This window comes from Musicola keenii (assembly GCF_014855505.1).
GTDB classification, from domain to species: Bacteria; Pseudomonadota; Gammaproteobacteria; order Enterobacterales; family Enterobacteriaceae; genus Musicola; species Musicola paradisiaca.
In genome coordinates this window covers 91,397-111,447 of sequence record NZ_JAAWVW010000006.1, presented here as the reverse complement: position 1 = coordinate 111,447, position 20,051 = coordinate 91,397, and the positions used below count along the sequence as shown (strand labels likewise).

The window sequence follows — 20,051 nt, the reverse complement described above, 5'->3', positions numbered from 1 at the left end:
AAGCGATGAGTGCATTGATAAGCGGCACGTTGTGCCGTATCAACGTGCTATTTCAACCACCCGTTTCGCTGTGCCTCTTTCAGGTGCTGTTGCAGATAACGCCATAGCTCCGGGTTGATGGATTCGATAAAGGCGTTGCGATTAATCACCTGTTCCAGACGGATACCGTTTTCCACCCAGCTTTGCCCCTGGTTGTGCAGGTTGATCAGGATCGGGATGACGCGATCCACCAGTTGGGCAAAACGCGCGCTGGGCGTTTCGCCCATTTCATATTCTTGCCACAGTTGCAAAAAGTGGCTGTTTTGTGGCTCCGGCAGCAAGCCGAAAATACGTCGGGCCGCCGCCTGCTCCTGCTCCTCGACTGCGGCACGTGCCTGCAGGTCGTATACCAGTACGTCGCCGACGTCGATCTCGACGATGTCGTGCAGTAACGCCATCTGAATAACACGTTGAATATCTACGTCCGGCCCGGTGAACGGCGCCAGGCTCATCACCGATACCGCAAAATGCCAACTGTGCTCGGCAGAGTCTTCCTGACGCGACGTGCCGATGATTTTAGTGCGGCGCTGCACCGTTTTAAGTTTATCGATCTCTATCAGAAACCGGACTACGTTGGTCATTGAACCAAAGTCCAGCACGGGGGTTGCTTGCGACATTCGACTTATCTCTTGTCATGAAATTGTGGCAATTGTAGGGGATGTTAAGGAGAAAAACACAAGGAATGACACTCTTAGATAGGTAGCGTTGCTGCGTTTTTATTTTAGCGTACAGGTGTACACTGGAATTGTTCTCAGTTAAGCTGCGCAAAGCTTGTTCAACAGGGTAGGGATGCCTCTTGGTCGCGGGCTGAGCAAAAAAGTAAGAGGTTGGCAATGACAAAGAATGTGCGGGACTCGGGTTATACGCTGGCAGAGGAAATTGCGAATAGCGTTAGTCATGGGATCGGTTTTATTTTCGGTATTGTCGGGTTGGTGCTGTTGTTGGTGCAGGCAGTCAATAATGGCGCAGGTACCATGGCGATTACCAGTTACAGCCTTTATGGCGGCAGTCTGATTCTGCTGTTCCTTGCCTCCACGCTGTATCACGCTATTCCTCATCAGCGCGCTAAGCGTTGGCTGAAAAAATTTGATCACTGTGCGATATATCTGCTGATTGCCGGCACTTACACGCCTTTCCTGTTGGTGGGGCTGAATTCTCCGCTGGCGGACGGTTTGATGATTACTATCTGGAGCCTGGCGCTGTTGGGTGTGATCTTCAAACTGGCGTTTGCCCACCGTTTTGAAGTGCTGTCGCTTATCACCTATTTGACGATGGGCTGGTTGTCGCTGATCGTGATCTATCAGTTGGCCATGACGCTTTCAGCAGCGGGCATCACCCTGCTGGCCATTGGCGGCGCGATTTATACGTTAGGGGTGGTGTTTTACGTCTCCAGGCGGATTCCGTTCAATCATGCCATCTGGCACGGGTTTGTGCTGGGGGGGAGTGTCTGCCATTTTCTGGCGATTTATCTGTACGTGTAATCTCAGTCCCTGCTCGAATAAATAAGCCCGCATGCGGGCTTATTTGTGGCTGGATGGAAGTATTATTCCGCCAGAGAGTAAGGCAACGGTTGAATCGCCAGGTTGCTGCTCTCGTCTTCCCGCACGCGCAGTGTGCTATCGGGCGCCAGATCGTTGTTCAGAACCGCTTGCACCCAGACCGTGTCATCTTGTAATCGGCTGGCCGCCAGCACTGTCCCGGTGCGTCGCCAGTTATCCCCTAATTGCCATTCCAGTTCATCGCCGGCGGACGGCAATGACGCCGCTGTGCCCGACAACCAGTAGAGCGCGCGCTTGTTGGCGCCACGATATTTGGCGCGCGCTACCATTTCCTGGCCGGTATAGCACCCCTTGGTAAAGCTAATCGCCTGTAATGCCTGCAAATTGGTGGCTTGAGGAATGAACTGCGCGCTGTTAGCGCTGTCAATAATGGGTTGGCCGGCGGCTATGTCCAGCGCCAGCCACTGGCGGCTGTCATTGAAGGCGATGCGGTGCTCAAATGCGGCAACCAGCGAGTGCGCTGTTTCCGGCGTGAGTACCAACAGGAAACGTTCGGTAGGTTGCGGCAGATACAACAGCGTGGCGCCGTCCTGCTGTACTACCGGGGTGTCTGCATCGGGAAGAGAGGAAAACTGAGTGGCTAATTGCATGCGGATTTCATGACCAGCCGCCCCAAGCAGGACAGCGTCGTCATCCGTGCTCAACGTGATTTTGGAGAAAACCGCGTATTTCTTCAGTTCGCTGAGTTGGTTTTCCCGCACGCTGCGACGTTCGATATAGGCCAGTCCGTCGCCGTAGTGGAACAGTCTCAGGTCGCTCCACATTTTCCCTTTGGCGTCGCAATGCGCGCTTAGGGTGTGCTGGTGAGGCTGTAACGCAGTGATGTCGGCGGTGAGCTGCCCTTGCAGATATTTGACGGTGTCCGGCCCTGTCAGCGTGACCAGCGCCCAATCTTCCAGCGAAATGAGCGTGGCATCGAGCTGCGATGCGGCAAACAGCGGTTTTGGGGTAAACGGAAAACGAATAGCCATAGTAGGATCCTGCCTGCAAGTGCTTTTAGCGAATGGCTTAATGGTAAAAGAGCGGGGATGCTTTGCAAGCGCTTATTGGTGGAGAAGGCGAACCTGGCTTATGCGAATTGGCTCGCGGAATGCCGGTTGTAATGAATAAAACGGGCTAAAATATGTCAAAGTGTTACTATTAGACGATGTCAATCGGGTAGAATAACCGGGTACTGCGGTATGAACCGTCAACTGTGGGTTAGAGAACATGGATATTGATAATAAGGCACGTATTCATTGGGCTTGCCGGCGCGGAATGCGCGAACTGGATATCTCCATCATGCCGTTTTTCGAGCATGAATATGACAACCTGAACGATGACGATAAGCACCATTTCGTTCGTTTACTGCAGTGTGACGATCCCGATCTGTTCAACTGGTTGATGAATCATGGCGAGCCGGCGGATCCTGACCTGAAACGCATGGTTTCCCTCATTCAAACGCGAAATAAACATCGTGGCCCTGTGGCGATGTGATTTGCGTGTATCCTGGCGGATGCAGTTGTTTTCACTGCTGATGCATGGGCTATTGCTGCTGCTGGTGTTGCTGGCCCCTTGGCCGGAAGGGTATGCGCTGGTTTGGCTGGGATTGGTAACGCTGGTGGTGTTCGGTTTTGTGCGCAGCCAGCGCAATATCAAGTCTCGCCATGGCGAAATTTCGTTGCGCGACGATCGCCATTTGCGTTGGCAGCATCGGGACTGGGATATCATCCGGCGTCCCTGTATGTTGAAGAGCGGCATGCTGCTGTCGCTACGGGCGGTGGATGGTAAAGGGCGGCAGCGGCTGTGGCTGGCGTCGGACAGTATGGGGAACGATGAATGGCGGAACCTGTGCCAGTTGCTCGGGCAATATCATTCTCACTCTACGGAATCCCCCCGTCGCTGACGCCCTGGTGTCAGCGAATCATCAGCCTTACAACATTGCCGCCATTTCCAACAAAATTTGCTCACACCACTGCCCGATACGTTCGTCGCTCAGATCGTATTGATTGACCTCGTCCAGCGCCAGCCCGACAAAATGTTTGCCATCCTCGGTCAACGGTTTGGCGCTGGTAAAATCGTAGCCGGCCACCGGCCAATAACCAATAAAGCGGACACCCAGTGGTTTGAGCTGTTGATGCAGCATACCGAGCGCATCCAAAAACCATTCGCTGTATTCCACTTGGTCGCCCATGCCGAACAGCGCCACGATTTTTCCTGTCAGATTTAGGCGTGGCAGTTGAGCCCAAATGTTTTCCCAGTCTTCCTGAATTTCGCCGAAATCCCAGGTGGGAATGCCAAGGATCAGCACGTCGTACTGCTCCATTCGATGGGGATCGACATCCCTGACGTTATTCATCTCTACCAGTTCGGTTCCCAGAACATCGCGGATTTTCTCTGCCGCCATTTCGGTATAACAAGTGCTGGAACCGTAAAAAAGTCCGATCTTCATAAGCGTATAAATGTGATTGCATCAGTGGGGGCGATATGCGCGATACGTGCAGCAGCTCGCCAAACGGTGGCTGTTAGCCTAACGAAATATCGCGGAGCCGTACAGGGAAGCGGGGGAAGAATAAGGGATGAAGGGCGGCCCTCCATCCCTTTGGGTATCAACTCAGCGACTGATGACGTGTTTCTTTCGTCAAAATCAGCGCCAGCAGCGTCAGCGAAGCCATTGCCGCCAGATACAAACCGACATAGAACAGGCCATAGTGGCTGGTGAGCCAAGCGGCAATGTAAGGCGCTACGGAGGCACCCAGAATGGAAGAGACGTTATAGGAGAAAGAGGCTCCGGTATAACGGACTTCCGTCGGGAACAGTTCGGGCAGCAGCGCGCCCATCGGGCCAAAGGTCAGCCCCATCATACTCAGACCGATAACCAGAAATGCCATGATCAACGCTTGATTACCGGAGCCCAGCAGCGATGGGAACAGCATCGCAAATACCAGCATACTCACAGTCACCAGTATCATGGTTTTGCGGCGACCGATGGTGTCGGCGAGATAGCCTGCAATCGGAATGGTCAATCCGAAACCGATTACGGCCATCATCAACATCCACAGGAAGTTATTACGCGGGATCCCCAGACCGGCCGGCGCGGGTGTGGTGCCGTAAGTCATGGAGTAGACCGTCATGATGTAGAACAGCGTATAAGTGGCGAGCATGATGAATGTGCCAAGGATGGTGGCTTTCATATGACGGGTCAGCAGCGTACCCAAAGGAACGCGGACTTGCTTGCCAGATTTGATCGCTTTTGAAAACACCGGTGATTCATGCAGGGATACGCGCACGTAAAGGCCGATAATGACCAGTATGGCGGAAGCGATGAAAGGAACGCGCCATCCCCAGTTCATGAACTGTTCGTTGCTCAACGCCCAAGAGAGCAGCAGGAACGTACCGTTGGCGAAGAAAAAGCCGATAGGTGCGCCCAACTGCGGGAAAGAGCCGTACAGCGCGCGTTTGTGCGCCGGCGCGTTTTCGGTGGCCAGCAACGCCGCGCCGCCCCATTCGCCGCCGAGCCCCAACCCCTGGCCGAAACGGGCCAACGCCAACAGCAGCGGCGCCAGAATGCCGATGGTTTCGTAGCTTGGCAGCAAGCCGATCAATACGGTGGAGATCCCCATGGTCAACAACGAGGCGACCAGAGTGACTTTGCGTCCGACGCGATCACCAAAGTGGCCAAACAGCGCAGAACCGATTGGACGGGCGACGAACGCGATGGCGAAGGTTGCCAGCGATTGCAGGGTGGCTGCGGTTTCATCGCCTTTCGGGAAGAAAATGTGCGGGAAAATTAACACCGCCGCAGTGGCATAAATATAAAAATCAAAGAACTCGATAGCGGTGCCGACCAGTGAGGCGACCACTACTTTGTTGCGTGAGTTTACGGGCGCCTCTGGCGCTTCATTGTCAATGGTTGAGATGGATGCTTGCATAAGTTTTTTCATTTTTTAACACGTGGATCACCATTCTACGCATATAAAAAAGTTCTTTTCAAACCTATGCCGCTTTGGGCGACAGCTATTGCTGCAAGGGCATTCCGCCATACTTCACAATCAGAAAATATAATGCCTTTGGCCTGTGTTTTTGCCACAGGATGTTATGAAGTTGAGAATGATTTCCGGATAGAACCCCAAACATGCAAAGGGAACGATCACGCAGGGAAATTACCGACAACAAACGGTTAAGCAGAGCAACATGTGGCTATTTTGCCGTTCGTCGTGGTGGCACAGCCGTCCCTGGCGGTGCCCGGCGTTTAGTAGCTGGTTTTGGCGGGTGCCGCGTCCGTCAGGCCGGTTTTAAAGATCGCCAGACGCGCATCCAGCGCTTGGGTGTAGAGCATGGTATCGACGCCGACGGCGACAAAGTTAGCGCCCCAGGCAATGCATTTTTTCGCCATGTCCGGATCCACGGCGAGGAAACCAGCGGCCTTACCAGCCGCGCGAATGCGGCGGATGCTCTGTTCGATGATCCGTTGCACCTCCGGATGCCCGGGGTTGTCGGGGTAGCCCAGCGACGCGGAGAGGTCGGCGGGGCCGATGAATACGCCGTCGATACCGTCCACCTGCAACAGCTCGTCCAGGTTATCCAGCGCGGTTTTGCTTTCCGCTTGAATCAGTACGCATAGCTCATCATTGGCCTTCGCCATATAGTGTTCCACCCGTCCCCAACGAGCGGCACGGGCGACGCTGGCGCCGACACCGCGGGTGCCGTGGGGCGGATAACGGGTGGCCGACACGACCTCTCTGGCCTGTTCGGCGGTATCCACCATCGGAATCAGCAGTGTGCGGGCGCCGATATCCAGCACTTGCTTGATAATGCTGCGTTGCCCTTCCACCGGCCGGATGACTGGCTGGCTGGCATATGACGCGATAGCCTGCAACTGGTGGTGGAGATCCTGCATAGTATTGGGTGCGTGCTCGCCGTCGATCAGCAACCAGTCATAGCAGGATGTCGCCGCAATTTCCGCCAGGTAGGAAGACGTGCTGCTCAGCCAAAGGCCGATCTGTACTTCTCCGGTTTGCAGTCCTCGTTTGAATGGGTTGACCAATACCCGCTCGCTCAAGGTATTTTTCTCTAACTCACTGTTCATGATAGTCGTCCTTACTTCCAGGGGGGTTAACGATTGACCTGAGTGGTCAGCGCCGCCTGTTTTGCCACGCTCAGAGTGAGCATAATCAACGTGCCGATGATGGCGACCCCGGCCAGCGTCAACAGACCGGCCGCATTGTTATGGAACATGGCTTCGGCTTTGACGCGGATGAGGGGCGCCAGAAAGCCGCCGATGGCGCCAAACAGATTGATGAAGCCGATCCCTGCCGCCAGTGCCGTGCCGGATAGCAATTGGGTCGGCATGGTCCAGAACACCGGTTGTACCGCGATGCAACCGATAGCCGCAACACACAGGGCGATAATCGCCAGCAGCGGGCTAACCAGCCCGGAGATACCGATGCCCAACGCGGCGCACAGCAGGGTGACGGCGGCAACGTTGCGGCGATTGCCGGTTTTGTCGGAATACAGCGGGATCAGCAACGTGCCGAACAGTGCCGCGACCCAGGGAATAGCGGTGACTAGCGAAGCGACAAAACCGACTTTAGTGCCCATCAGCGCCGCGACCTGTGTCGGCAGGAAGAATATCAGGCCGTACACCGCGATCTGGATGGTCATGTAAATTAGCGCCAGTTGCCAGACGCGGCCGTTGCTGATGGCATCGGTAAAGCGGGAGGCGGATTTCTTTTCTTCTTCACCCGCCAGTTCGGCGATCAGCGTGCGTTTTTCCTCTGCGGATAAAAAGCGTGCCTGCTGCGGCGTATCGTCCAGGTAGAAGAAGGTGTATACGCCGGCCGCTACCGCCAGTCCGCCTTCAATGATAAACATCCAGAACCAGCCGGGGTGCCCCATAAAACCGTGCATTTCCAGCAATGCGCCGGACAGCGGCGAGCCCAGCGTCAGCGCCAGCGGCGCCCCCATATAGAACAGCCCCATAATGCGGCCGCGGTGGTTCTGCGGGAACCATTGCGAGGTCAGATAGATCATGCCAGGGAAGAAGCCGGCCTCTGCGGCGCCCAGCAGTGTGCGGACGAGCAGGAATTTGGCTTCATTGTCGGCAAAACCCATCGCGGTGGAGAGCAGGCCCCATACCACCGTGGTGCTGCCGATCCAGCGGCGAGCGCCCCATTTGCGCATCAACAGGTTTGCGGGTACGCCGAGGAAGGCGTACACCACAAAGAAAATGCCGGCGCCGAGGGCGTAGGCCTCGTTGCTCAGGCCGGTATCTAACTGGTAGGTCTCTTTGGCGAACCCGATATTCGAGCGATCGAGAAAAGCCAGGATGTACAACGCCAGCATAAAGGGTATTAAACGCGCGCGGTTCTTCTTCACCGCGCCTTCCAGAACGGTATTCATCGTGTCGTCCTCGTCAGAGGTAATGGGGGATCGCGGTCTGCCGTCAGACGCGCAGGCCGCGACGGCGCGATCAGTGAGTGTAGGGACGCTGTAGCTTGAGCTCCCGGTTCAGTTCGACGCCGAAGCCCGGTTTATCCAGCACGGACTTGTGCATGCGGCCATTCACCGGCACCGGTTCGTCGATCAGGATAGGGTCGAACTGTGGACGTAACGTCGAACAGTCCGGGCTGGTCATCAGGAATTCGCTGAACGGCGTGTTGGTGAAGGTGATCACCGCATGATGGGAGTAAACGGAGGAACCGTGCGGCACCACCAGTTGTCCGCGGGATTTGGCGATGGCCGCGATTTCGACAAGCGTGGTCAGGCCGCCGCACCAGCCAACGTCTGGTTGCATGATGTCGATGCCGGTTTCCGCCAGCGTGCGGAAAGATTGCAGGGTGCCGTGGTGTTCGCCACTCGTGACCATCATGCCGGCGGGCGCGTTGTGTTTGAGTTCGCGGTAGCCTTCGTACTGCTGCGGCGGTAGGCACTCTTCGATCCATTTCAGGTTATAAGGCGCGCAGGCGTGGGCGAGTTTGGTGGCATAGTTGACGTCCTGACTCATCCAGCAATCCAACATCAGCCAGAAATCCGGGCCGCATTTTTCACGGAACTCCGCCACCATCGCTGCATCGTTGCGGATGCCTGCATCGCCGTCGTGCGGGCCCCAGTGGGTCGGCATTTTGCCGCCGATAAATCCCATCTCCTTGGCCAGATCCGGGCGTGCGCCGGTGGCGTAGAAGCGGATTTCATCGCGCACTGCGCCGCCGAGCAGTTTATACACCGGTAATCCCACCACTTTGCCGAACAGGTCCCACAGTGCCAGATCAACGCAGGAAATGGTGTTCATCACCAGGCCGCCGGAACCTGAATAGTACAGGGTGGCACCCAGCATCTGGTCATGGATCAATTTGATATCGCTGACGCATTTCCCTTCGATGAAGCGGTTGAGGTGTTTTTCGACGATAAAACACCCCATTTCTCCGGCGGTGGAGACGGCGAAACCGGTCTGGCCGTTGCTGGCTTCCACTTCCACTACCAGCGTGCCCAGTACGTTGATCCCGAAGGACTGGCGTGATTGTTCGTACTGTTTGTATTTGCTCATCGGTGTGGCGATGTGGTCGTCAATCCAGTGATTGTTGCCCTGGTCGTGGTAATCCGCGCCGCCGCTGCCTTTTTCCGCGGTGGCGCCGCCCAGAAACCAGGCCCGGACGTGTTTGATGGTTGGTAAGGTCATCTTTCATTCTCCACTGTTATCGTTATGGTGTGCTTAGGCTGTCTGGAGTTCGAACGGACTTCTCCAGCCCAGTAAGCGAGATATGTCCCTGGCGCAGGCGATAGTTTGGCTCGCCAGCAGATCCCGGTTGTCATCATTGATTTGCAACCGTGTCCCTACCACCGAAATGGCGGCAGTGAGTTCGTTTCGGCCGTTGAATACCGGTGCGGCGACGCAGCGAACATCCACGTAATCTTCGCCGTGGTCATAGCTCCAGCCCTGGCGGCGGATGTTGTTCAGTTCGTTACGCAGTTGTTCCGGCGAGGTGAGGGTGTGTGGGGTTTTGGCCGTGAAATCGAGGCTGTCGATAATCCGGTCGCGTTGTGCCTCCGGTTGCCAGGCGAGCAGACATTTTCCGATGCCGGAGCGGGATAGCGACAGGCTTTTTCCCTCGTGAGAGCGCACGCTGATGGTGGATGGCGACTCAATTTTCAGAATGTAGTAAGCATTTTCGTTATCGATGATACCCAGATGGCACAGCAGGTTGGTTTGCTCCATCAACTGTGTCAGACGCGAGCGGGAGATATCGCGCAGATCGATTTTGCTGAGCGCGTGCTCCGCCAGCTCTACCAATTTGGTCCACAGGCAGTAGTTGTCGTTGACATCCACGGAAATGAAACGATGCCGTTTCAACTCGGTCAGCAACAAATAGGCGGTGCTTTTCGGGATCGCCAGTTCGGCGATGATGGCAGCGGCGGGCAATGGGCCCCGGCGGGCGATCAGATTCATGATTTCTATCGCTCGGGTTAGCGCCGGCACTTTGCTTGATTCCAACATACTGGACTCCTGTCTTTCTTGTTGGAATCAGTATTGATTGGGCATGGTTGGTCATTTTGTGATGAAGGTCATGCTACCTGGCACGTCATGGGAAAATGCGAAATATTGAGGCGAAAATGTGAATTTATTCACGGATTTTTTTGTTTCAAGTACAACAGGTTGTACTCATCAGCGGTATTTTCGATGATAGGGCGTTAATGCCGGGGGCGACCGCGTCGACGGGGGGATTTAGCGCCTATTCCCATCGCGTTTTAGGCCACGACGGCGTGGGTGAGGCATAATACGAGCCCGGCAACGGCATACAGGAGGAAAAGCGGATGAACGAACAAGACCAGATGCGAATTGAACAGTTCCTGGATGCCGTCTGGTTGGAGCGCAATCTGGCGGAGAATACGCTGCAGTCCTACCGCCGCGATCTGCGCACGCTAGCGGCGTGGCTGGCCCATCACCATGTCAGCCTGTCTGACGCCCGTCCCGATGATCTGCAGTCTTTTTTGGCCGAACGGGTGGACGGCGGCTACAAGGCGACCAGCTCAGCCCGTCTGCTGAGCGCCATGCGGCGCCTATTTCAGTATCTCTACCGGGAAAAAGTTCGCCCGGATGACCCGAGCGCCGTGCTCTCTTCTCCCAAATTGCCCCAGCGTTTACCCAAGGATCTGACGGAAGCGCAGGTCGAATCGCTGCTGGCCGCACCGGCCACCGAGCAGCCGCTGGAACTGCGCGACAAAGCGATGCTGGAGGTGTTGTACGCCACTGGGTTGCGCGTCTCTGAGCTGGTGGGGTTGACGATGAGCGATGTCAGCCTGCGCCAGGGCGTGGTGCGCGTGATCGGCAAAGGCAACAAGGAGCGGCTGGTGCCGCTGGGGGAAGACGCGGTGTATTGGGTGGAACAGTATCTGGAGTATGGCCGTCCCTGGTTGCTGGACGGGCAAACGCTCGACGTGATGTTCCCCAGCACCCGCGGCCGACAAATGACGCGCCAGACTTTCTGGCACCGGATAAAGCACTACGCGATGCTCGCCGGTATTGACAGCGCCAGACTTTCTCCGCATGTTTTGCGTCATGCTTTTGCCACTCACCTGCTAAATCACGGTGCGGATTTGCGGGTCGTGCAGATGCTGTTGGGGCATAGCGATCTTTCTACTACGCAGATTTATACCCATGTCGCCACCGAGCGTCTGAAACAGCTGCATCAGCAGCATCATCCACGAGCGTGAGGCTGGTGGCGTGCAGGATTATGGCGACAGGGCCGTTCGTGATGGATGGCCACGGGCAGTCGCCCTCAAAACAGGATTTTATCGATGAAGAAACAGGTATTAGTGCTGGCGGTACTGACGGCGATGATGAGCGGCGGCGTTGCTCAGGCGGATGACGCAGCCATCAAACAAACGTTGAGCCGTCTCGGCTTGCAGAACGCCGAGATTCAGCCGGCGCCGGTCGCGGGGATGAAAACGCTGTTGACGGAAAGTGGCGTGCTGTACATCACCGAGGACGGCAAGCATCTGTTGCAGGGGCCGTTGTACGATGTCGGCGGCAAAACGCCGGTTAACGTCACCAACGGTATCCTGATGAGCAAGATGGAAGCACTCAAAGATCAGATGATTGTGTACAAAGCCGCGAAGGAGAAACATGTGATCACGGTATTTACCGATATCACCTGCGGCTACTGTCACAAGCTGCATGAGCAGATGAAGGACTATAACGCGCTGGGCATTACCGTGCGTTATCTGGCGTTTCCGCGTCAGGGGCTGAACTCGCAGGCTGAGAAAGACATGCAGTCCATCTGGTGCGTGGCGGATCGTAACAAGGCGTTCGACGCGGCGATGAAAGGCGATGAGATTTCGCCGGCCACCTGTAAAACCGTCATCGCGCCCCATTATCAGTTGGGTATTCTGTTCGGTGTCCAGGGCACACCGGCGATTGTGCTGGATGACGGCACGGTAGTGCCGGGGTATCAGGATCCGAAAGAGATGATGGCGATGCTGGAAGCGCATCGGGCGTCGCAGAAATCGGGTGGTTAAGTCTCAGTGAATGTAATGCCTCAACTTCGCCGCCGTCCGACGGTGGAACACGGCGATTTGCCGGACACGCTGCCGCCGCTGTTGCGGCGTCTTTATGCGTTACGCGGGGTGAAAGGCCCGCAGGAACTGGATCGCAGCCTGCGCGGGTTGCTGGATTATCGCCAATTGACCGGTATCGGGACGGCGGTAGATTTATTGTGCCAGGCGTTAGCCGAGCAGTTGCGCGTTGTCGTGGTGGGCGATTTTGACGCCGACGGCGCCACCAGTACCGCGCTGACGGTGCTGGCGCTGCGGGCGATGGGGTGCGATCAGGTGCAGTATCTGGTGCCGAACCGCTTCGAGGACGGCTACGGTCTGAGCCCGGAGGTGGTGGCGCAGGCGGCGGCTAAAGGCGCAGATCTGATCGTGACTGTCGATAACGGTATCTCTTCCCATGCCGGGGTCGACGACGCGCATCAGCGCGGCATCCGGGTGTTGGTGACTGACCACCATCTGCCGGGGGAAACCCTGCCGTCGGCGGACGCGATAATTAACCCGAATCTGGCGGATTGCGCCTTTCCTTCCAAGTCGCTGGCGGGCGTCGGCGTCGCGTTCTATTTGATGATGGCGCTGTTTGTACGTCTGCGCGACAGCGGCTGGTTTGCGCAACGCAATCTTGCGGTTCCTCAGCTACCGGAACTGCTGGATCTGGTGGCGTTGGGCACCGTGGCGGATGTGGTGCCGCTGGATGCCAACAACCGTATTCTGGTGGCGCAGGGGTTAAGCCGTATCCGGGCCGGTAAGTGTCGCGCGGGGATTCGCGCGTTGCTGGAAGTCTCCAACCGTGATGCCGGTAAATTGGTGGCGAGCGATCTCGGTTTTGCGCTGGGGCCGCGTCTTAATGCCGCCGGGCGACTGGATGATATGTCGGTCGGTGTGGCGCTGCTGCTGTGTGATGACATCGTACAGGCGCGCATGCTGGCCAGCGAGCTGGATGCGTTAAACCAGACGCGCCGGGAAATCGAGCAAGGCATGCAGGTGGAAGCATTGCAACTGTGTGAACAGTTGGAGCGCAGCCAGGCAACATTACCGTATGGGTTGGCGATGTATCACCCGGAATGGCATCAGGGCGTGGTGGGCATTCTGGCCTCGCGCATCAAGGAGCGGTTCCATCGCCCGGTGATTGCGTTCGCGCCGGCGGGTGACGGCGTACTGAAAGGATCCGGTCGCTCGATTCCCGGTTTGCATTTGCGGGATGCGCTGGAGCGCCTGGACACCCTTCATCCGGGGATGATGCTGAAATTCGGCGGGCATGCCATGGCTGCCGGGTTGTCGCTGGAAGAGCGCCAGTTTGACCGGTTTCGCGAGCGGTTTGGCGAACTGGTAAGCGAGTGGCTGGATGCCTCGCATCTTGAAGGGGTTATCTGGTCCGATGGCGAGTTGGCCGCGCCGGAATTGACGCTGGGAACGGCGGAAATGCTGCGGGAAGCCGGGCCGTGGGGGCAGTCGTTTCCGGAACCGTCTTTTGATGGCCGCTTTCGTATTCTGAAGCCCCGTTTGTTAAAAGAGCGCCATTTGAAAGCGATGTTTGAACCCATCGGCGGAACCGGACAGGTACCGTTGTTAGATGGCATCGCGTTTAATGTCGATACCGCCATCTGGCCTGATCCGAGTATTAATGCAGTGGAAATGGTGTACCGGCTGGAGATCAATGAGTATCGCGGCAAGCGTTCGGTGCAACTGTTGATCGAGCATCTTTGGCCGCTGTAACGGCGGCCAACCTGAATCGGGGCGCCTTTGGCCGAATTAGCGGCAAACGGCTATAAACCACGGTGTTAATCCGCTACAATGCGCGGTTTGAATCTGTTTTGCCATCTATGACCAACCATAAAGAACGAAAATCATGTTTGAAATTAATCCGGTAAAAAACCGCATTCAGGACCTGTCTGACCGGACAGCTGTTCTGAGGGGGTATCTTTGACTACGACGCTAAGAAAGAGCGTCTGGAAGAGGTCAACGCCGAGCTGGAACAGCCCGACGTCTGGAACGAACCCGATCGCGCGCAGGCGCTGGGCAAAGAGCGTTCCTCGCTTGAAATGATCGTCGATACTATCGATCAGATGAATCAGGGGCTGGAAGATGTCACCGGTCTGCTGGATCTGGCGGTAGAGGAAGACGACGAAGAGACTTTCAACGAAACCATCATTGAGCTGGATCAGTTGGAGAATAAACTCGGCCAGCTGGAATTCCGCCGTATGTTTTCCGGCGAGTACGACAGCGCCGATTGTTACATCGACTTGCAGGCCGGCTCCGGCGGCACCGAGGCGCAAGACTGGGCCAGCATGCTGCTGCGCATGTATCTGCGTTGGGCTGAAAGCAAAGGCTTCAAGACCGAAGTTATCGAAGAGTCGGAAGGCGAAGTGGCCGGTATCAAATCCGCTACTATCAAAGTGGTCGGCGAATATGCCTACGGCTGGCTGCGTACCGAAACCGGCGTACATCGGTTGGTGCGTAAAAGCCCGTTCGATTCCGGCGGTCGTCGTCATACCTCGTTCAGTTCCGCGTTTGTTTACCCGGAAGTGGATGATGATATCGATATCGAGATTAACCCCGCCGATCTGCGCATCGACGTGTACCGCGCATCGGGCGCCGGTGGCCAGCACGTTAACCGTACCGAATCCGCAGTGCGTATTACCCATATTCCGACCAATATCGTGACCCAGTGTCAGAATGACCGCTCTCAGCATAAGAACAAAGATCAGGCGATGAGACAGTTGAAAGCCAAACTGTACGAGTTTGAACTGCAAAAGAAAAATGCCGAGAAACAGGCGATGGAAGACAACAAGTCCGATATCGGCTGGGGAAGCCAGATCCGTTCCTACGTGCTGGATGACTCCCGCATCAAGGATCTGCGTACCGGGGTGGAAACACGCAATACCCAGTCGGTGCTGGATGGCGATCTGGACAAATTCATTGAAGCAAGCTTGAAAGCGGGTTTATAAGGAATCCACATGTCTGAACCACAAAATCAGGGTGCCGAACAGGCGCAGGATCTTAATAACGAACTCAGAACGCGGCGGGAAAAACTGGCGGCGTTGCGTGAACACGGTGTGGCGTTCCCGAACGATTTCCGCCGCGACAGTACGTCCGATCGGCTGCACGCCGGCTACGACGCTAAAGACAACGACGAGCTGGAAGCGCTGGGCCTGGACGTGACCGTGGCTGGCCGTATGATGACCCGCCGTATCATGGGCAAAGCGTCTTTCGTTACCCTGCAGGACGTGGGCGGTCGCATTCAGCTTTACGTTTCCCGCGATGATCTGCCGGAAGGCGTCTACAACGAGCAGTTCAAAAAGTGGGATCTGGGGGATATCCTCGGCGCGCGCGGCAAGCTGTTTAAAACCAAGACCGGTGAGCTTTCCATCCACTGTACCGAGCTGCGTCTGCTGACCAAAGCGCTGCGCCCACTGCCGGATAAATTCCATGGCCTGGCGGATCAGGAAACCCGCTATCGTCAGCGTTATCTGGATTTGATCGCCAACGACGATTCTCGCCAGACATTCCGCGTGCGTTCGCAGATTTTGGCCGGTATTCGCCAGTTCATGGTGGGTCGCGACTTCATGGAAGTGGAAACCCCGATGATGCAGGTGATCCCCGGTGGTGCGTCCGCGCGTCCGTTCATCACCCATCACAACGCGCTGGATATTGACATGTATCTGCGTATTGCGCCGGAACTGTACCTGAAGCGTCTGGTGGTCGGTGGTTTTGAGCGTGTGTTCGAGATCAACCGTAACTTCCGTAACGAAGGTGTGTCGCCGCGTCATAACCCTGAGTTCACCATGATGGAACTCTACATGGCGTATGCGGACTATAAAGACCTGATCGAACTGACCGAGTCGCTGTTCCGCACGCTGGCGCAGGACGTGCTGGGGACTACCGAAGTGCCGTATGGCGACCAGACGTTTGACTTCGGCAAGCCGTTCGAGAAGTTGACCATGCGTGAGGCGATCAAGAAATACCGCCCGGAAACCAACATGGCGGATCTGGACAGCTTCGACGCGGCGAAAGCCATCGCCGAATCCATCGGCGTCAAGGTGGAGAAGAGTTGGGGTCTGGGCCGTATCGTCACTGAGATCTTCGAAGAAGTGGCGGAAGCGCACCTGATTCAGCCGACCTTCATCACCGAATACCCGGCGGAAGTCTCTCCGCTGGCGCGTCGCAATGACCAGAACCCGGAAATCACCGACCGCTTTGAATTCTTCATCGGCGGGCGTGAAATCGGCAACGGTTTCTCCGAGCTGAACGATGCGGAAGATCAGGCGCAACGCTTCCAGGATCAGGTGGCGGCGAAAGACGCCGGCGATGACGAAGCGATGTTCTACGACGAAGACTACGTCACTGCACTGGAGCACGGCCTGCCGCCGACGGCCGGTCTGGGTATTGGCATTGACCGTCTGGTGATGTTGTTCACCAACAGTCACACCATTCGCGACGTGATTCTGTTCCCGGCCATGCGTCCGCAGAAATAAGCCTTTCCCACTTCACCCGCCGCCCGGCGGGTGAAGCTTTTCCTGTCCTGCTGTGTTCCCGAACCGTACTTTTTGCGCGTGGCGGTTATTCCGTGCGGCGCGACCAGTACGCCAGAATTACCCGTTGCGACTGATCGAGATAGCTTTCCAGCGTGTCGGCGGCTTCCTGCGTATTGCCTGCTTCCAGTAACGACAAAATATGAGCGTTCATGTCGATATAAGGCACATACAGGTGCTCGGGATCGTCCAGCAGGCCGAATGCCAGCCGCAGTTCGGCGGAGACATGGCGATAAAAAGTGCTGAGGCGTTTGCTATCCGCCAGTTCGACGATGGCGGTGTGGAACGCCATGTTGGCGGTGCCGACGCCCATCCAGTCGCGCTGTTCGCAACACTGACGCGCCCGCTCGATGGCTGCCCGCATGGTTTTGACCGCCGGGTGCATCGGATAAGCCTTAGCCAGCGCCTGGCATTCGATAATACGTCGCACGCGATAGATATCGATGATGGAGGACATATCCGGCGTTGCGACAAAGACGCCCCGATTGGGTTCATAGCGGAGCAGCCCTTCCTGCGTCAGCAGGCGGAACACTTCCCGCAGCGTGTTGCGGGAGATGGCCAGGCTTTCGCTGAGCGCCGCTTCTGACAAGCGCTGCCCAGGGTGAAATTCGCCAAGGGTTATACGGTTACGGAGGGTTTCGGCGACGCTGTCGTTCAGGGTACGGGGTGACTCGGCGGTCTCTTTTTTTGTCGTCATGGGGTCAGGCTGGGTCCCTTGGATATGCATAAGCGCTGCTGGCGGTCATCTTCACACAGAACAACCTGCACCAGCAAGCTGAGGGCGGAGGGGATATCCAGGTTGCCTGATTTTAGTGCGTATCATGCCTTGTTGTGGTGCATTTGCCGTCGTTCCCAACCATGTGTTCAGTGCATGACATGGCACGCAAGAAGGGGTGTTGCATATTGTTCAACAATTTGTAATTAATAAATCAACAAAAAATAAATTTTGCAGAGCAATGGCATCGATTTTGCTTAGCATACGTATGAATGAGAACAGGACAGCGCAATGAAACAGATCGATCTGAACAGTGATTTGGGTGAAAGCTTCGGCGCCTGGAAGATGGGTGATGACGCCGCCATGCTGGATATCGTCTCCAGCGCCAATATCGCCTGCGGTTTTCACGCCGGCGATCCGGCCGGTATCCGCGCAACGTTACGGGCCGCGGTGGCGCGTGACGTCGCTATCGGCGCGCATGTCGCTTACCCGGATTTGAGCGGGTTTGGGCGCCGTAACATGGAGGTGGCCAGTGATGCATTGACGGCAGACGTTATCTATCAGATCGGCGCGCTGCAAGGGCTGGCGGCGTCGGTGGGCGGACGGGTGAGCTATGTAAAACCGCACGGCGCCCTGTACAACACCATCGCCGCCGATCGCCGTCAGGGGCTGGCGGTGATCGAGGCGCTTAAGGCGATTGACCCCACGTTGACGTTGGTCGGGTTGGCGGGGTCGCCGCTGTTGACGCTGGCTCGCGAACACGGGTTGCACACAGTCGCCGAAGCCTTCGCCGATCGTGCCTATCATGCCGATGGCTCGTTGGTATCCCGCTCGTTGGCCGGCTCGGTGCTGCATGATCCGCAACAGGTCGCCGAGCGCATGTTGCAACTGGTGACTACCGGCACGGTGGCAGCGATCGACGGCTCGATAGTGCGCGTTGAGGCGCAATCGTTGTGTGTACACGGCGATAGTCCCGGCGCGGTGGCGATGGCGCGCCAGATCCGCCAGACGCTGACGCAGGCGGGCGTTGTCATCGCGCCTTGCCGTTTGGGGAAATGATGATGCGCTTTCTTCCGGTCAACCTGAATGCGCTGCTGGTGGAGCTGCGCGATCTGAATGAAACCCTGTCGCTGTTTGACGCGCTGCGCTACACGACGCCCGATGGGGTCGAAGAGATGATCCCGGCGGCACGTACGTTACTGGTGCGCTTCAATCCCCACATCACCTCTTTTGCCCGGTTGGCGCAGGCGATCGCCGGTTGTGATCTCGGCCGTAGCGACACACGTCAGGGGGAAAGGGTGATGATCCCGGTGGATTATCAAGGCGAAGATTTGCCGCAGGTGGCGGAGTTGCTGGGCATCAGCGTCAGTGAGGTGATCGCGCGCCATACCGGTAACGATTATATGGTGGCGTTTACCGGTTTCGCGCCCGGCTTTGCCTACCTGTCCGGCGGGGAAAACCTGAACGTACCGCGCCGCAACAGCCCGCGGCCGCGTATTCCCGCCGGTGCGGTGGCGCTGGCCGGTCTGTTCAGCGGGGTCTACCCGCAGGAGAGCCCCGGCGGCTGGCAGCTGATTGGTACTACGCCGCTGAAAATGTGGGATCTGGCGCGCGACGTTCCGGCGCTGTTGCAGCCGGGATCGCGGGTGACGTTTTGCGATAACCGCCGTCGGCCGGTGTCCGTGATGCGCCCGGATGCGTTGCCGGCAACGGCGCCCCCTTCGCCGCTTGATACCGGTTGCGCCCTGGTGGTGAACACCGCCGGGTTGCAGACGCTGTTGCAGGACGCCGGCCGCCCAGGGCTGGCCGGGCAGGGGATCTCGGCATCCGGCGCTATGGATAAAGGCGCGATGCGCCGCGCCAACCGTTTGGTGGGGAACGCGCCGGGCACCGCCGTGTTGGAAATCGTACAGGGTGGGCTCGCGTTCCAGGTGGAGGGCCATACGGTCATGGCGCTGGCGGGGGCACCTTGTCCCGTGACCATCACTCGCGCTGATGGTGCGGTATGGCAGGCCCGCCCGTTTACGCCAATCGCGTTGGATGACGGCGATACCGTGACGCTCGGGATTCCCTCCTGCGGTGTACGCAGTTATCTGGCGGTGCGCGGCGGTTTTGCCGTGACGCCGGTCATGGGTAGCCTAGCGACCGACACGCTGGCGCGGCTGGGGCCTGAGCCGCTGCGGGCCGGAACCCGGTTGCCGGTGTCGGCGCCTGGGCGGTTGACGGCGGTCGAGGTATCGGATGAGGGCGACGTGACGTTGCCGGTGGCGGGAGAAACCGTCACGCTGGACGTGGTGGCCGGCCCGCGCACCGACTGGTTCACCGATGAGGCCTGGCAGGCGCTGATCGAGCAGGAATGGCAAGTGACGCTGCTGTCGGATCGGGTCGGACTGCGTTTGCAGGCTGATACGCCGCTGGCGCGGGCAGTGCTGCACGAACTGCCCAGCGAAGGCACCTGCGCCGGGTCGATTCAGGTACCGCCCAACGGGCAGCCAGTGCTGTTCGCGGTCGACCATCCGTTGACCGGCGGCTATCCGGTGATTGGCTGTGTTGCCGCTTATCATCTTGATCTGTTGGGACAATTGCCAGTCAACGCCCGCATCCGCTTCCGGGCGGTCGCGTCTTTTTCTGCATTAACGTTGCCGGCCGACGCCGGTACCGCCTGATACGGGACACTGA

Annotated in this window: 19 protein-coding genes; 10 read left to right on the top strand and 9 right to left on the bottom strand. The window is 57.3% G+C overall.

What is annotated here, in order from left to right; translation table 11 throughout:
• Positions 1 to 47: 47 nt before the first annotated feature.
• A complete protein-coding gene (locus HEP82_RS08235) occupies positions 48 to 656 on the bottom strand; it encodes an HD domain-containing protein (RefSeq protein ID WP_192457644.1) in 609 nt (202 codons plus the stop codon).
• 216 nt (positions 657 to 872) lie between these two features.
• On the opposite strand from HEP82_RS08235, the gene trhA reads away from it, so the two are divergent.
• Entirely contained in the window at positions 873 to 1,520 is a 648-nt protein-coding gene (gene trhA, locus HEP82_RS08230) for a PAQR family membrane homeostasis protein TrhA (RefSeq protein WP_192457643.1), read from the top strand.
• A 62-nt stretch (positions 1,521 to 1,582) separates the two neighbouring features.
• On the opposite strand, the gene ygfZ is transcribed toward trhA, so the two are convergent.
• Positions 1,583 to 2,569, bottom strand: a complete 987-nt coding sequence (ygfZ, locus tag HEP82_RS08225; protein WP_192457642.1) for a tRNA-modifying protein YgfZ — start codon at positions 2,567 to 2,569, stop codon at positions 1,583 to 1,585.
• A 238-nt stretch (positions 2,570 to 2,807) separates the two neighbouring features.
• Here ygfZ and sdhE point away from each other — a divergent pair, with 238 nt between their 5' ends.
• Together sdhE and HEP82_RS08215 are read left to right on the top strand one after the other, a co-directional pair.
• Entirely contained in the window at positions 2,808 to 3,074 is a 267-nt protein-coding gene (sdhE, locus tag HEP82_RS08220) for an FAD assembly factor SdhE (protein WP_192457641.1), read from the top strand.
• Positions 3,055 to 3,483, top strand: coding sequence for a protein YgfX (locus HEP82_RS08215; protein WP_192457640.1), 429 nt, complete (start codon positions 3,055 to 3,057; stop codon positions 3,481 to 3,483). Before sdhE ends, HEP82_RS08215 begins: the two co-directional genes overlap by 20 nt.
• 27 nt (positions 3,484 to 3,510) lie before the next feature.
• Here HEP82_RS08215 and fldB read toward each other — a convergent pair whose 3' ends face one another.
• The 6 genes from fldB to HEP82_RS08185 all read right to left on the bottom strand — a co-directional run bounded on the left by fldB (position 3,511) and on the right by HEP82_RS08185 (position 10,071).
• Entirely contained in the window at positions 3,511 to 4,029 is a 519-nt protein-coding gene (gene fldB / locus HEP82_RS08210) for a flavodoxin FldB (protein WP_192457639.1), read from the bottom strand.
• Between the two features lie 157 nt (positions 4,030 to 4,186).
• Entirely contained in the window at positions 4,187 to 5,509 is a 1,323-nt protein-coding gene (locus HEP82_RS08205; protein ID WP_192457638.1) for an MFS transporter, read from the bottom strand.
• 320 nt (positions 5,510 to 5,829) lie between these two features.
• Entirely contained in the window at positions 5,830 to 6,666 is an 837-nt protein-coding gene (gene yfaU, locus HEP82_RS08200; RefSeq protein ID WP_015854963.1) for a 2-keto-3-deoxy-L-rhamnonate aldolase, read from the bottom strand.
• Positions 6,667 to 6,692: 26 nt separating this feature from the next.
• Complete coding sequence (locus HEP82_RS08195; RefSeq protein WP_192457637.1) at positions 6,693 to 7,979, bottom strand: MFS transporter; 1,287 nt, start codon at positions 7,977 to 7,979, stop codon at positions 6,693 to 6,695.
• Positions 7,980 to 8,049: 70 nt separating this feature from the next.
• Entirely contained in the window at positions 8,050 to 9,255 is a 1,206-nt protein-coding gene (gene rhmD, locus HEP82_RS08190) for an L-rhamnonate dehydratase (protein WP_192457636.1), read from the bottom strand.
• 33 nt (positions 9,256 to 9,288) lie between these two features.
• Positions 9,289 to 10,071 (bottom strand): IclR family transcriptional regulator, encoded by a 783-nt coding sequence (locus tag HEP82_RS08185; protein WP_192457635.1) that lies wholly within the window; start codon positions 10,069 to 10,071, stop codon positions 9,289 to 9,291.
• Positions 10,072 to 10,388: 317 nt separating this feature from the next.
• Between HEP82_RS08185 and xerD the strand changes: the two genes are divergently transcribed.
• The 5 genes from xerD to lysS all read left to right on the top strand — a co-directional run bounded on the left by xerD (position 10,389) and on the right by lysS (position 16,600).
• Positions 10,389 to 11,288, top strand: coding sequence for a site-specific tyrosine recombinase XerD (xerD, locus tag HEP82_RS08180; RefSeq protein WP_192457634.1), 900 nt, complete (start codon positions 10,389 to 10,391; stop codon positions 11,286 to 11,288).
• An 84-nt stretch (positions 11,289 to 11,372) separates the two neighbouring features.
• Positions 11,373 to 12,092 (top strand): bifunctional protein-disulfide isomerase/oxidoreductase DsbC, encoded by a 720-nt coding sequence (gene dsbC, locus HEP82_RS08175; RefSeq protein WP_192457633.1) that lies wholly within the window; start codon positions 11,373 to 11,375, stop codon positions 12,090 to 12,092.
• 15 nt (positions 12,093 to 12,107) lie between these two features.
• Positions 12,108 to 13,841 (top strand): single-stranded-DNA-specific exonuclease RecJ, encoded by a 1,734-nt coding sequence (recJ, locus tag HEP82_RS08170; protein WP_225622381.1) that lies wholly within the window; start codon positions 12,108 to 12,110, stop codon positions 13,839 to 13,841.
• Positions 13,842 to 13,974: 133 nt separating this feature from the next.
• Positions 13,975 to 15,073, top strand: a protein-coding gene (gene prfB / locus HEP82_RS08165) for a peptide chain release factor 2 (protein ID WP_192457631.1) whose coding sequence is annotated in 2 segments (ribosomal slippage) — positions 13,975 to 14,049 and positions 14,051 to 15,073 — 1,098 coding nt in all. Because the reading frame shifts where the segments join, the coding sequence is not laid out codon by codon here.
• A 9-nt stretch (positions 15,074 to 15,082) separates the two neighbouring features.
• Complete coding sequence (gene lysS / locus HEP82_RS08160) at positions 15,083 to 16,600, top strand: lysine--tRNA ligase (protein ID WP_192457630.1); 1,518 nt, start codon at positions 15,083 to 15,085, stop codon at positions 16,598 to 16,600.
• 85 nt (positions 16,601 to 16,685) lie between these two features.
• On the opposite strand, the gene HEP82_RS08155 is transcribed toward lysS, so the two are convergent.
• Positions 16,686 to 17,354, bottom strand: coding sequence for a GntR family transcriptional regulator (locus HEP82_RS08155; RefSeq protein WP_192457629.1), 669 nt, complete (start codon positions 17,352 to 17,354; stop codon positions 16,686 to 16,688).
• 309 nt (positions 17,355 to 17,663) lie between these two features.
• On the opposite strand from HEP82_RS08155, the gene HEP82_RS08150 reads away from it, so the two are divergent.
• Positions 17,664 to 18,431, top strand: coding sequence for a LamB/YcsF family protein (locus HEP82_RS08150; protein ID WP_192457628.1), 768 nt, complete (start codon positions 17,664 to 17,666; stop codon positions 18,429 to 18,431).
• A 2-nt stretch (positions 18,432 to 18,433) separates the two neighbouring features.
• Positions 18,434 to 20,038 (top strand): 5-oxoprolinase subunit B/C family protein, encoded by a 1,605-nt coding sequence (locus HEP82_RS08145; protein ID WP_225622388.1) that lies wholly within the window; start codon positions 18,434 to 18,436, stop codon positions 20,036 to 20,038.
• Positions 20,039 to 20,051: the final 13 nt, after the last annotated feature.